The organism is Halobacillus sp., from assembly GCF_049282395.1.
In the GTDB taxonomy this organism is placed as follows: Bacteria; Bacillota; Bacilli; order Bacillales; family Halobacillaceae; genus Halobacillus.
In genome coordinates this window covers 1-13,684 of record NZ_JBAPTY010000281.1, presented here as the reverse complement: position 1 = coordinate 13,684, position 13,684 = coordinate 1, and the positions used below count along the sequence as shown (strand labels likewise).

The window sequence follows — 13,684 nt, the reverse complement described above, 5'->3', positions numbered from 1 at the left end:
TTTTTGAAGCAAATGATCACGGTTTGGCGTCTAATTCCGGTAACCTGCTAAAGGAACAAAAGATCTCTAGTTTTTTTGAGAAAATAAATGAAAACAAAAAACTCTTATCCCAAAGCGAAACAATAATTAGGTCAGGTGAGATATCAAAGGCCTGGAGGGAAGGCATCGAGAATGATGGCAAACTAAGTATTGATACGTGACTTGAAACTTTGGATATAGAGGACTGAAAAGTATAGAAAGGACACCTGCTATGTTAAGCAGGTGTCCTTTTGTATCTTGAACTTTCTATTTATTTATAAAAGATGGTATGATAATATAATGGACTGCATTTTGAAATAAAGGAGTACACCTTTTATGATTTACTTTGATAATAGCGCTACAACAAAGCCTCTTCCTGAAGTATTGGATAGTTACCAAAAAGTGGCTGGAGAACTTTTTGGTAACCCATCGTCAGTCCACAGCTTCGGCGGTCAAGTAGAGCGCTTAATGCAGCAATCTCGTCATCAAGCTGCCCAACTATTTGGAGTAGAAGCTCAAGAAGTGATTTTTACTTCGGGAGGCACTGAGGGTAATAATATGGCGATAAAAGGAATTGCGTTTATGCATCAATCAAGAGGAAAGCATATAATCACGTCTAAAATTGAACACCCTTCGGTCCTGGAAGCATTTCGCGCGTTGGAAACCTTAGGGTTTGAGGTCACATACATTGATGTAAATAAGGAAGGTAAGGTAGACCCAGAGAGTGTGGAACATGCTCTGCGTAAAGACACCATACTTGTAAGTATTATGTCTGTAAATAATGAATTGGGAACTGTACAGCCTGTGAAGGAAATAGGGGACAAGCTTAAACATTACCCCAAGGTGTTTTTTCATGTGGATCATGTTCAGGGCCTGGGGAAAATTCGTATGCCCATAATGGAGTCAGGAATCGATCTTTGCACAGTTTCAGGCCACAAAATCCACGGATTGAAAGGGTCAGGAGCTTTGATCATCAGAAAAAATGTTTCTCTTTTTCCTTTGCTGCATGGAGGCGATCAAGAGTTTGAACGGCGAGCGGGCACGGAAAATCTCCCGGCAAATGTGGCTTTTGTGAAAGCTCTTCGTTTAATCTTGGAAAAACAGAAACATTCGAGTGATCATTTATCTCAAATTCATCAATATATACGGGGAAAATTAAAGAAGATGGAACAAGTGGTCATTAATTCACCGGAGGATTCCGCCCCTCATATCATTAATTTTTCAATCCCTGGATTTAAACCTGAGGTAGTTATTCATTCCTTAGGAGAAAAAGAGATTTATATTTCTACAAAATCTGCATGCTCCTCCAGAGAACCAGAGGTTAGTGCAGTATTAAAGGCATGCAGCCTTGACTATGAGCGAACGAGTTCTGCTCTTCGAGTTAGTCTAAGCTACCAGAACACGATAGAAGAAGCTGATTCGTTTATTGAAGCCCTTAAAGAAACTATTGAACAACTAAAAGAAACGATGAGGAGATAAACTATGAATTTCGATCATATTATGATTCGGTATGGAGAAATGGCTTTAAAAGGAAAAAAAAGAAAAATATTTGAGCAGAAGCTTCAGAATAATCTACTCAAGAAACTTCAAGAATTTCCTTCTGTGCGCATCCGAAAAACAAGAGGCCGTATGTATGTCTTGTTAAATGGTGAAAATCCGCAAGAGGTTATGGATCGATGTCAGGATATTTTTGGTATTCACAGCTTAAGTTTTGCTGTGAAAGTGGAAAAAGAAGAAGAAGAAATGAAGAAAGCTGTACTGTTGGCCTTCCAGGATGCAGCCCATGCCAAAACCTTCAAAATTTCAGCTAAGCGTTCAGATAAGGATTTTCCTATTGATTCTAAAGAGCTTAACCCTCTTTTGGGAGGATATATTCTTAGAAATACAGATGGGGTTACAGTAGATGTCCACCAGCCTGATGTAGAAATTAAGGTGGAAGTACGCCAGGAGGCCGCCTATATAACGGCTCAAGATTATCCTGGTGCAGGGGGGTTTCCAGTTGGTACGACCGGGCAGTCTCTGCTTATGCTTTCAGGAGGTATTGACAGCCCTGTCGCAGGTTACCTGACTATGAAGCGTGGAGTGGAACTGGAGGCGGTTCACTTTCATTCCCCTCCCTATACAAGTGAGCGAGCAAAACAAAAAGTGATTGATTTAGCCCAAAAGCTTTCCAACTACGGAAACTCGGTTAAAGTTCATGTTGTTCCATTTACAGCTATACAGCAAAAAATTCATCAGGAAATGCCCGAGGGGTATAGTATGACAATTATGAGGCGAATGATGCTTCGAATTAGTGAAAAGCTTGCAGCCAGGCAGGGGATATTGTCCATGACTACAGGAGAAAGCCTGGGTCAAGTAGCGAGTCAAACGATGGAGAGTATGAATACCATCAATGAAGTGACGAACTATCCCGTGCTGCGTCCACTTATTTCTATGGATAAAGTTGAAATAATTGATATTGCTAGAAAAATTGATACCTATGATATTTCTATCCGTCCTTACGAAGATTGTTGTACTGTATTTGTACCGAAATCTCCAAAAACGATGCCTACAAGAAAAAATGCAAATTACTATGAATCAAACAGTGACTTTAGTGCAGACATTGAAAAAGCACTGGAGGAGACCTATATTGTTGAAGTTGACCATTTGGCTGGAAAAGATCAAAAGAATGACTTCAGTGACCTATTATAGTTTAATAAAGTAAAGAAGAAGATGCTGAGAATGAGATGAAGCATCTTCTTTCTATATATGGAGTTAATGATTTATGATGAGTATATAACCAAGCAGGAATCAGATAATTGGAGAGGATGGATAGATGTGAAACTTTGGTACGGTGGGAAAATCTATACGATGGAAAAAGAAGGCGTCTGGGTAGAAGCAGTTGTTACAAAGAATGGAAAGATACTGGAGGTCGGGGATACTCAAAATCTATATAAAACCTATAAGAATGAAATTACAGAAGAACACGATTTAAAAGGGGCGGTTATGTACCCAGGGTTCACTGACAGCCACCTCCATATTATCGGACATGGGGAACGTTTGATGCGTCTTGATTTAACATTCATGAAATCAGCTGAAGAAGTGAAGCAGGCTTTGAAGCTGCATGCGGAACAGTTAGATCCTGGAGAGTGGATTATTGGTGATGGATGGAATGAAAATCAATGGGAAAATAAACGAATTATACATAAAGACGAACTGGACGAAATATCTTCCCAGCATCCAATGATGCTCACAAGAGTATGCAGGCATGCGGTACTTGCCAACTCTGAGGCTATGAAGCTTGCCGGTATTGAAAAGAACACACCTGATCCTCAAGGTGGGGTGATTGTGAGGGATGATGAAGGAAACGCTACTGGATTCTTCCATGAGAAGGCTCAGGATATGATTAAGAGAGCAATGCCAGAAGTAACGAAAGATTATTTAAGAAGAGCTACAGAGCTTGCCGTGAGGGATATGCATAAATACGGCCTCGTTGGAGGACACAGTGAAGACCTGAATTATTATGGGGGATTTAAAAAAACATTCGACGCCTATACCGATGTAATTGATGGTTCAAAATTGAAGTTTAGAGCTCATTTACTCGTTCATAATGGAGTAATCGAACAAATGGACGAAGAGTCTCTCGGCTATAAGAAAGGAACAGATTTTGTAGAGCTGGGGGCGTTGAAAATCTTTTCCGATGGGGCACTTGGAGGGAGAACTGCCTGGTTGTCGGAAGCTTATTCAGATGATCCGGGAAACTTTGGTGTACCTATCCATACTCAGGAGCAGTTGACTTCATTAGTAAAGAAAGCACGAAAACGTCTGATGCCTATAGCTGTTCATGCAATTGGAGATCGGGCAGTCGAGGCGGTTATTCAAGCCATAGAAGCTTCTCCACTTCATACAGGAGAAAGAGATCGAATCATACATGCTCAGATTTTAAGACCAGATCTTATTCAGAAACTAAAAAATATGAATGTCGTACTAGATATACAGCCAACTTTTGTAGCTTCTGATTTTCCCTGGGTTATGGAACGGATAGGGAATGTAAGACTTAAAAATTCTTATTCCTGGAAGACGCTGATGGATGCTGGGATTATGTGTGCAGGGGGATCTGACGCTCCTATCGAAGAAATTAATCCTTTATTGGGCATTCGGGCTGCTGTAGATCGAAGAGCCACATATGACCATTTGGTGTATCAGGCTGAAGAAAAGCTTTCGGTCTTTGAAGCCATTTCCTTATATACGAAAGGAAGTGCTATGGCCATTGCAAGAGAAGATTCTCAAGGAGTCATACGGTCAGGTTATATCGCAGATTTTACTATCCTTGATCGCGATCTTTTTGCGCTAAAGCCCCATGAGTTGGCCGATGCTACTGTTACGATGACAGTAGTAGATGAGGAAATTGTCTACCAACGTTAAAAAATCCGGAGCGGGATCTGCCGCTCCGGATTTTACTTATTATAATATTGTTAAAGGAAGGTACGCTTGACACGGTCCCAATAAGAATTATTTTTCAACTTGACGGTTTTTATCACCTGATCACTTAGGCGAACCGTAACATCATAGATATTACGAATTGAAAAAGCCTCGTTATCCATCCCGATAATCGGATAGTCATTTCCATCCTGTCTCACATGCAGTTTTAATGTGCGCTCACCGCTTAAAATAAAAGAAGAGCCCAGAGTTCTAAAGCGATTGTTGTTTAAGGAAGCTAGTTCACTAACCTGGAAACATGGTAATTTGGGATCTACCACAGCCCCTTTTGTAGACTTATTATAACCGGTACTGCCAGTAGGAGTGGCTACGATAAGTCCATCTCCCCTGAATGTTTCGAAGAGAAGGTCATCAATATAGACATCTATATCAATGGATTTAATTAAAGTGGACCGCACACTGCATTCATTTAAACAATAGAAAGTGGATTCATTATTGACAGTTGCTTCAATAATTGGAAATCTACGAACTTCAACTTCGGCATTTTCCATTGCTTCGACCATTTCATCATGATTATCTATACTAAAGTCGCAATAAAGACCTGCTTCATTTTGACTTCTTATTCCAACATAGAGGCAATCTTGTCTGAATCCAGTATTTCGCACAGCCTGTAAAAATGCCCCATCGCCCCCGACAGCTATAATAATGTTTGCATTATTTGAGTCTTCCACGATAGAAAAGTCTTTATCTCTTGCTAATTGATAGAGTGGTTTAAGTTTCTCATCCAGTTCCTGGTTCGGGTGATAATAAAAGTATAGGTTTCTACGTTGTTCAGCCATAAAACTTCCTCCTTATGTATTCTTTATCGTCATTTTATCATTATAATGCTCTTCCCGCACACAATTTTCAAACTAATCGGTAAAGTAGCGTATTGTTGAAACCCGCTCCATTATTCGATATGGTGGGGGTAGAGTTTAATTCGGAACAGCGCAAACACAATGAAGCTGACGCATTACTGTTTCAAGTAAATGCGTCAATTTATTGTGTTGACCAGGCAGGCTGAAAAGGAGAATAAAGATGAAGCAAGAACAGGTAGAAAAACTATTTCAGTGGGTAGATGAAACAGCTGATACCATTTCTAAAGATATGAATATTACTTATTTGGAAGCCATTGCTGAAACATTAGACATTTTGTTCAATGGACAGCCTTTTAAGGATATGAGCAAAGAACTTCAAACGAAGCTTACCAATGAGCTTACGAAGATAAATAAGGATGATTTTGAAAAAGAAGAAATCCGAAAAGCCGTACAGCTTGCTATCTTAAAAGGTATGAAAGGTGCGACACAGCAGCAGCATTTAATCACTCCTGATTCTGTGGCAATGTTTATGGGCTATTTGGCTTCTAAACTCTTTGATAACGAAGAAAACCTGAAGCTTTTTGATCCTGCCTCAGGTTCAGGAAATTTAATTACATCTGTAATGAATCAGCTTGAAGTGCCATTAACAGCATACGCAAGTGAAGTGGATCCTACGCTCATACAGTTAGCCGTAACTAATGCCAATTTACAAAAGAATAATATTGAATTCTTCCACCAGGATAGTTTGCAGCCTTTCCTGATGGAGCCTGTCGATTTTGTTCTGGCTGATCTTCCGGTAGGTTATTATCCAGATGATGTGCAGGCTTCCCGTTATCAGCTAAAAGCTGAAGAGGGACATTCCTATGCGCATCACTTATTCATTGAACAAGGATTGAACTACACGAAAGAGGGCGGTTATTTAATGTTTATCGTCCCGAACTTTTTATTTGAAAGTGACCAGTCGCGGGAACTGAACACATTTTTAAGGGAAAATGCTCATATAGTCGGAATGCTTCAGCTATCCGATTCGCTATTCAAAAATGAAAAGCATGGTAAAAGTATTCTGATCCTTCAAAAGAAAGGTCCGGAAACTAAGCCGCCGAAGCAGGCTCTGCTTGTGAAGCTTCCATCCTTTAAAAACCCAAACGCTATGGGCGACATTCTCGGTCAAATGAATCAATGGTTTGATGAATATAAAACTGCACAATTGTGAGAAAATAACGAATATAAGAAGTAAACGTTATCATATTCTTTCTACCTTGAAAATGCGGGGAACGGGTGGTTAAATGGTAGTGGTAGAAACATACGAACCTAATTGTAAGGGGATGAGCAACGTTGAGTAATAAAATTCTTGCTATAAATGCAGGCAGTTCATCACTAAAATTTCAATTGATTGACATGCCTGAAGAAACTGTAATTACTAAAGGGTTAGTAGAGCGTATCGGACTTGAGGATGCGGTATTTACAATTGAAGTGAATGATGAAAAAGATAAGACAGTTACTGATATTCCGGATCACGGAGAAGCTGTTAAAATTCTTCTTGATAAATTGACATCTAATGGCGTAATCGATTCTTTAGATGAAATTAATGGCGTTGGCCACCGTGTAGTTCACGGAGGAGAACGTTTTAGTGAATCTGTGTTAATAACGGACCAAGTCATTAAGGAAATTGAGGAAGTGTCAGATCTTGCCCCGTTGCATAATCCGGCAAACCTGACTGGAATTCGCGCATTTCGCGAGGTTCTTCCGGAAGTCCCTCACGTTGCAGTATTTGATACAGCCTTCCACCAGTCCATGCCGGAACAATCCTATCTTTACAGCCTTCCTTATGAATATTATGAGGAATATGGCATTCGTAAATACGGCTTCCACGGTACATCTCATAAATATGTATCGGAGCGTGCGGCAGAGATGATGGGACGTCCTGTAGAACAGTTGCGACTGTTATCCTGCCACTTAGGTAATGGAGCAAGTATTGCTGCAATCGAAGGCGGGAAATCAATTGATACTTCCATGGGCTTTACACCACTTGCTGGTGTAACGATGGGGACTCGTTCCGGAAATATTGACCCAGCCCTCATACCTTTTATTATGGAGAAGACAGGAAAGACAGCGAATGAAGTTATGAATGTATTGAATAAAGAAAGTGGTATGCTGGCCCTTTCCGGTTTTTCAAGTGACCTTCGGGACATTGAGATCCGAGCGAGTGAAGGAGATGAGCGTGCGGAACTTGCTCTTGAAGTATTTGCTGCACGTATCCACAAGTATATTGGTTCCTACGCGGCACGCATGCATGGAATTGATGGAATCATTTTCACTGCCGGCGTGGGCGAAAACAGTTATACCATGCGGGAGCGCGTATTAAAAGGTCTGGAGTTTATGGGAGTTTATTGGGACCCATCTCTAAATCAGATTCGCGGTAAAGAAGCATTCGTTAACTATCCTCATTCCCCGGTAAAAGTTATGGTAATTCCGACGAATGAAGAAGTTATGATTGCTCGTGATACAGTAGAAAAAGGTCTATAAATATTTAGTAGCAATGGCGTCTGAATCAATCAGTGAGCCATTGCTTTTTTTTGAACATTCAGGCTACAATAATAAGAAGAGTGAACCGGTGGGGGAGTGTTGTTCATGACTTATGAACGGGTAGCAAAAGATGTAGATAATTGGCTTGAGCAGTACCGGGGGTACCAGCCCAACGACTTTGAAATGATTTATGATGATTGGATCCGCCAAAGTTTTTATAATTTGGATCCAGACGTAAAGGATAAGTTTTTTTCAAAACTCGACGCTTGGTTTTTTCATACGCACGCTTTTTTGCAAGGCACGTCCTTTCAGAATGAAGCAAGGCAGCGGATTTTATCTGTAGGCAGGGTATTCTCAGAAGAAATTGAGAACATTACGGACATGAATAGGATGCTTAGTGTAGATCAGCTAAGTTACATAGCTCAGCAGCAAATTGCAAGAGGCAGGCTGTACTCCTTTGCACAGGGCGGGCTGACCGGTACTGGAGGATGGCTGTTACTCGGACTTGACTATCCTTTAATGATGGTAATGAACATTCGTGCCGTTCAGTTGATAGGTTTGACTTTCGGTCATGAAATGAATCACCCTTATGAAATGATGATCTCTTTAAAAGTTTTTCACGCGGCTACGCTGCCTAAACGGCTTCAGGCCCACGCGTGGAATGAGTTGATGGGTGAAGTAAGTCGTAATGAACATCCTTATGTTTTTGAAGGGAACGATCAGCTTACGAATGAATCATGGCTTGAACAGCCCATTAAACAATGTTTCAAATCGATGTTCATTTTAATGTTCCGTAAAAAAATCTTTCAGGGTCTTCCTTTTATAAGTATAGCGATAGGGGCTTATTCCAATTACCATTTAACAAGACAAGTAACTGATTTTGCAATGAAATTTTATCAATACCGATACTTGCTGGATCATAAGGAGGCAGAGAGTGATGGCAGTCGAAGATCATAAGAGAGAAGCTCCTTCATCAGTAAGATGCTTGGTTCTTACCATAAGTGATACACGAAATACAGATACAGATAAGAGCGGAAAGATTATTATCGAAAAACTTACAGAAAAATCTGAGCACAGGGTTAATGAATATAAAATTGTTAAGGATGATCAAAGGAGAATAGCAGAGGCTGTTAAGCAAGGATTGGATGACCCGGATATAGACGCAGTTCTTTTAAATGGAGGAACGGGTATTGCGGAGCGAGATGTTACGATTGAAGCCGTTCAAGCTTTAATTACAAAAGAGATCCCCGGATTCGGTGAGCTGTTCCGGATGCTGAGCTATAACGAAGATATAGGTTCAGCTGCTCTTTTATCTCGAGCAACAGCGGGAGTTAGTGAGAAAACAGCTATTTTTTCAATGCCAGGATCAAGCGGCGCTGTAACACTTGCTATGGACCGTCTGATACTGCCGGAGCTTTCACATGTTGTACAAGAAATTAATAAAGAAGAATAAAAATAACCCCCATCAACTAAGATGGGGGTTATTTTTATTCTTCTACAACTGACTTTTCCGGACGTACGACAAGGACATCACAATTGGCATAACGGGTAATATGCTCGGAAACACTTCCAATGAAAAAACGTTCCATGGCATTTAGGCCGGTTGCCCCGCATATGATAAGGTCTGCATTGTGTTTTGGAGCCACATCTTTAGCAATTTTAATTTTTGGGGAACCATACTCTACAACTATTTCTACATTGGTAACGCCGGCTTTTTCGGCTTTAGATTTATAATCATTCAATAAATCCGTCGCGTACTTTTCTGCTCGTATGGCTAAAGAACGGTCATAAGCCTCTACCGTAGCAAAAGCTCGAGTATCTACTACATGTGCTAGAACCAGATTAGCATCATTTCGATTAGCAATATCAATTGCTTTTTTGAAAGCACCCTCTGCTGTTTCTGAACCATCCACTGCTACAACAATATCTTTGTACTCGAATGTCATTATGAATGCCCCCTTCCTATTTCTCACCTTTATTATATCATGTTCTATTTTGATTTAGACTTATAATTCAAGCATAATTTGGGGAGTTTTGTGAACTTTAAGAAAGAGGTGAGAAAATGAAGAAACCAGAAAATCCGATAGAACGTGAACAAAAGTTAGAGAGAGAAATAACAGCACCACTGAATGAAAGTTATCAGTCCATAAAAAAGAATGAGACAAAGAAAAAGTCAAGCCAATAATAAAATAATCCCACCTCCGATTAAGGCGGGGTGGGATTATTGTGTTTTATTACAGATCTTACTAGCCCCACGTCTTATGTCTCATAAACCATGGATAGGTAACCATTAATACTGTAAATGTGATAAATCCAGGGGACCAGTTGTCAGGAAAACTGAAATACATGAGACTTCCAAGTATGATAAAAATCAAAGCGTACGGGTTAATACTCGAAGTTTTAGTTAATTGCTCAATAGCTTTCTGATCCAGATGCAGTCGTTTAACGATTAAATAATCACCTGAAATGACTGCAGATATTGGTATGATCAACCCTCCGAGTAATGAAATATAAGATTCAGCTTCATTGACCAGGGAAGGGAAGCCACTTAATAACACCCCAAGAAATCCAAACACGACCGCACTTTGAACGCGCGTCAGACGACTGAAAGTATTTAGTAAACTATATCCTCCGGTATAAGCATTGCTAATGTTGATCGAAATCATGGACACTACTGCGGTTAACGTGATTACGCCAATAATAACAGGGGAGTCTGTTTGACCGCTTGAAGATACATAAGGGTTAATATCATGGAATAAATAGGCGGATGCACACCCGATTAAGGCGGTAATAAAGAAGCCGATTCCATTTCCTATGAGCAACCCCCAGAACCCGTGGACGGGAGTTTTTGCATAGCGTGTCATATCGGCTGAAGCACTTACACCAGAGACATATTGTACAAAAGCCAAGCTGGCGTAGAAAAACATAGTGGTTATAGAACCCTGCATAGGCTCCAATTGGAATGTAAACCATGCGGTCTCCCCATGATTTGTAGTAAAGTATATATATAAAATTATAAACTCTCCAAGTAAAAGGAAAGGAAGAAAGTATGTGGTAGCTTTTTTTACAGCATCAAAACCTATTATAGCCAGGATTACCATCAGTATAGATAAAGGGATTGAGAAAAGTAAAAAAGGAACCTCTTGACCTGTCATCCGAATGAAAAGCTGCTGAATGACATATGTACCGCCTATGGTTTGTACGCTAAACCAATAGAGGGAGGTTATACTTCGAATAGGAGAGGAAAGAAAACGAGCTCCCTGCACTCCGAGAATGGTGCGTATGGCATATTGTGCAGGGATTCCTAAACGAGCTCCGGGTAACGATAAATAAGAGACAAATAAGAAACCCAAAACTGCTCCGATACATGTTGTAAGAACCCCGTTCCAAAAGGATAAACCACCTTCCAGCACGGCCAATGCAGGTACGAGAAAGTTTCCTGCATTGGCAGCTATGGCAATTTGGATAAACGCAAAGCGATACCATGAAGTGTTTTGTCTGTTTTTTGGCACCGCTTCTAAACCGATAGTTTCAATTAACTCTTTACGTGAGGCAGCTGCCTTCATTACATCCACGTCCTCTCTGCCGCATTTTATTGTACATAAGGCAGGAGGCCTTGTAAATAAATAGTATGGAAGTAAAAGATCAATGTGAGTTCAATGGGGGGATTGACAATGAGGCATGCGATTATAACCGCTGGATCTAAAGGTTTGGGCAGGAAAGTTACTGAGCAGTTTATTAAGAAAGGCATATCAGTGACTGTCACCTATTTAAATGATAAAAAATCAGCCATGACGTTGTATGAAGAATTCCCGGAGAAGAAGGACAAGATCCATATAATGAAAGCTGATGTGACAGAACTACAGGATTTACAGACTTTAATCCAAGAAACCATTCAAAGGTTTGGAAGAATAGATTATTTAATTAATAATGCGGGACCTTATATATTTGAACGTAAAAAATTGATGGATTATTCTACGGAAGAGTGGAACTCTATGGTCAAAGGAAATCTTGATGCCGTTTTCCATTTAATGAAACTGACGGTTCCTTACATGAGAGCGCAGTGTTTTGGGCGAATTATAAATTATGGTTTTCAGGGAGCTGGTTCGGCTTCTGGATGGATTTACCGGTCTGCATTTGCTGCTGCAAAAGTTGGTCTTGTATCTCTGACTAAAACGGTCGCTTACGAAGAAGCTGAGCATGGCATTACTTCTAATATGGTGTGTCCTGGAAATATTGTGGGTGAGTGGAAAGAATCCACAATAGAGAATGGTCGAAAAACAAAGGATGGATGTACTCCGATTGGACGACCGGGCACAGGGGAAGATATAGCCCGCACTATTGATTTCTTATGTCATGAAGACTCGGATATGATAACAGGAACTATATATGAGGTTACGGGCGGTGTCGATGTGATCCACAGGTACAGGTGAAAACTGAATATTTCAATATTTGATAAAAGGTAACCATTTTCGTCCTGTTTTGTTACAATGAAAGGGCTTTCAAAATATACATCTACTTTCTATTGAATAATCATGTTATAGTGGAAATCGATAAATAGAGAGAATCGAATTGGAGGTTGAACGGCCTTGAAAATTGGAGTGCCAAGAGAGATTAAGAATAATGAAAACAGAGTAGCGATGACACCTGCAGGAGTTGTAACTTTGACCAACGCAGGTCATGAAGTTTTTGTAGAAACTAATGCAGGAACTGGCTCTAGTTTTACTGATGCTCAATACAAAGAAGCGGGAGCAAGCATTGTATTATCTGCCAAGGAAGCATGGAGTCAGCAAATGGTGATGAAGGTTAAAGAACCACTTCCTGAGGAGTATGAATATTTCTTTGATGGTCTTATATTATTTACTTACTTGCATCTGGCACCTGAGCCTGAACTTACGAGAGCTTTAGTTAAGAAAAATGTAGTAGCGATTGCCTATGAAACGGTGCAGGCCCCCAATGGATCTCTGCCGCTTCTTACCCCTATGAGTGAGGTAGCTGGGAGAATGGCTTCTCAAATTGGAGCGCAATTTCTGGAAAGTTCTCATGGTGGTAAAGGAATTCTTCTCGGTGGAATCCCAGGAGTACGCAGAGGCCGAGTAACAGTTATTGGAGGCGGTGTTGTCGGAACTAATGCGGCAAAGATTGCCATGGGTCTTGGGGCAGATGTCACAATTATTGATTTAAACCCGGAAAGATTAAGGCAATTGGATGATATTTTCGGATCAGATATTAATACTCTTATGTCGAACCCCTTAAATCTTCAGGAATCATTGGCAGAGTCAGATTTGGTAATTGGAGCGGTGCTCATACCTGGAGCCAAGGCGCCGAAACTGGTCACCGAAGATATGGTTAAATCGATGAAGGAAGGTTCCGTTATAGTAGACGTTGCTATTGATCAAGGCGGTATTTTTGAAACAACGGATCGAATCACTACACACGATAATCCTACTTATGAAAGACATGGTGTGCTCCATTACGCTGTGGCTAATATGCCTGGAGCTGTTCCGAGAACATCTACGATTGGATTGACGAATGTAACCGTTCCTTATGCCTTGCAGTTAGCTAACAAAGGCTATAAAAAAGCCTGCCAGGAGAATGAATCTCTCTTTAAAGGAATAAATACACTTGAAGGTTACGTCACTTACCGTGCCGTTGCTGAAGCCCAGGGACTCGAATACGCGGATGCGAAAGATTTAATTCATCAGTAAATAAACGAAAAGAAGCGAAGTGATACTGTTCCCTTCGCTTCTTCTATTTTGATTGAGTGTTCAACCATAGTTCCCAGTTAAAGATAAGCTCCCGATACTGGAAGACTCAGTTTCAAGATAAATGGGTCCGTTAAGTAAGATGGGTAAGGGTTGGTG

14 protein-coding genes are annotated in these 13,684 nt (G+C 40.5%); 11 read left to right on the top strand and 3 right to left on the bottom strand.

Going from position 1 to position 13,684, the window contains the following annotated elements:
• From WAM07_RS12015 to WAM07_RS12000, 4 genes are all read left to right on the top strand, one after another.
• Positions 1-200: hypothetical protein (locus WAM07_RS12015; RefSeq protein WP_422167161.1), on the top strand; the 200-nt coding region annotated here is incomplete at its 5' end.
• Between the two features lie 154 nt (positions 201-354).
• Positions 355-1,497, top strand: coding sequence for a cysteine desulfurase family protein (locus WAM07_RS12010; protein ID WP_422167159.1), 1,143 nt, complete (start codon positions 355-357; stop codon positions 1,495-1,497).
• Positions 1,498-1,500: 3 nt separating this feature from the next.
• Positions 1,501-2,709, top strand: a complete 1,209-nt coding sequence (gene thiI / locus WAM07_RS12005) for a tRNA uracil 4-sulfurtransferase ThiI (RefSeq protein WP_422167157.1) — start codon at positions 1,501-1,503, stop codon at positions 2,707-2,709.
• 126 nt (positions 2,710-2,835) lie between these two features.
• Positions 2,836-4,422 (top strand): amidohydrolase, encoded by a 1,587-nt coding sequence (locus WAM07_RS12000; protein WP_422167155.1) that lies wholly within the window; start codon positions 2,836-2,838, stop codon positions 4,420-4,422.
• Between the two features lie 50 nt (positions 4,423-4,472).
• On the opposite strand, the gene WAM07_RS11995 is transcribed toward WAM07_RS12000, so the two are convergent.
• A complete protein-coding gene (locus WAM07_RS11995) occupies positions 4,473-5,276 on the bottom strand; it encodes an NAD kinase (protein ID WP_422167153.1) in 804 nt (267 codons plus the stop codon).
• Positions 5,277-5,514: 238 nt separating this feature from the next.
• Between WAM07_RS11995 and WAM07_RS11990 the strand changes: the two genes are divergently transcribed.
• The 4 genes from WAM07_RS11990 (at position 5,515) to WAM07_RS11975 (ending at position 9,273) form a co-directional block, all read left to right on the top strand.
• Entirely contained in the window at positions 5,515-6,507 is a 993-nt protein-coding gene (locus WAM07_RS11990) for a class I SAM-dependent methyltransferase (protein ID WP_422167152.1), read from the top strand.
• A gap of 122 nt (positions 6,508-6,629) precedes the next feature.
• The gene (locus WAM07_RS11985; RefSeq protein WP_224893011.1) at positions 6,630-7,820 is read left to right on the top strand and encodes an acetate kinase; all 1,191 of its coding nucleotides are present in this window, start codon (positions 6,630-6,632) and stop codon (positions 7,818-7,820) included.
• Between the two features lie 105 nt (positions 7,821-7,925).
• A complete protein-coding gene (locus tag WAM07_RS11980) occupies positions 7,926-8,777 on the top strand; it encodes an EcsC family protein (RefSeq protein ID WP_422167150.1) in 852 nt (283 codons plus the stop codon).
• On the top strand, positions 8,758-9,273 hold the full coding sequence (locus WAM07_RS11975; protein WP_422167148.1) for a MogA/MoaB family molybdenum cofactor biosynthesis protein: 516 nt from the start codon (positions 8,758-8,760) through the stop codon (positions 9,271-9,273). Before WAM07_RS11980 ends, WAM07_RS11975 begins: the two co-directional genes overlap by 20 nt.
• Before the next feature lie 34 nt (positions 9,274-9,307).
• On the opposite strand, the gene WAM07_RS11970 is transcribed toward WAM07_RS11975, so the two are convergent.
• Positions 9,308-9,766, bottom strand: coding sequence for a universal stress protein (locus WAM07_RS11970; protein ID WP_422167146.1), 459 nt, complete (start codon positions 9,764-9,766; stop codon positions 9,308-9,310).
• A gap of 116 nt (positions 9,767-9,882) precedes the next feature.
• Here WAM07_RS11970 and WAM07_RS11965 point away from each other — a divergent pair, with 116 nt between their 5' ends.
• Positions 9,883-10,005 carry a hypothetical protein gene (locus WAM07_RS11965; RefSeq protein WP_422167144.1) on the top strand — a complete coding sequence of 41 codons (123 nt, stop codon included), beginning with the start codon at positions 9,883-9,885 and terminating at the stop codon, positions 10,003-10,005.
• Between the two features lie 61 nt (positions 10,006-10,066).
• On the opposite strand, the gene WAM07_RS11960 is transcribed toward WAM07_RS11965, so the two are convergent.
• Positions 10,067-11,386, bottom strand: coding sequence for a purine-cytosine permease family protein (locus WAM07_RS11960; protein ID WP_422167165.1), 1,320 nt, complete (start codon positions 11,384-11,386; stop codon positions 10,067-10,069).
• Positions 11,387-11,479: 93 nt separating this feature from the next.
• Here WAM07_RS11960 and WAM07_RS11955 point away from each other — a divergent pair, with 93 nt between their 5' ends.
• Positions 11,480-12,253 (top strand): SDR family oxidoreductase, encoded by a 774-nt coding sequence (locus tag WAM07_RS11955; protein ID WP_422167163.1) that lies wholly within the window; start codon positions 11,480-11,482, stop codon positions 12,251-12,253.
• Between the two features lie 156 nt (positions 12,254-12,409).
• Positions 12,410-13,528 (top strand): alanine dehydrogenase, encoded by a 1,119-nt coding sequence (gene ald / locus WAM07_RS11950; protein WP_422167142.1) that lies wholly within the window; start codon positions 12,410-12,412, stop codon positions 13,526-13,528.
• Positions 13,529-13,684 lie beyond the last annotated feature (156 nt).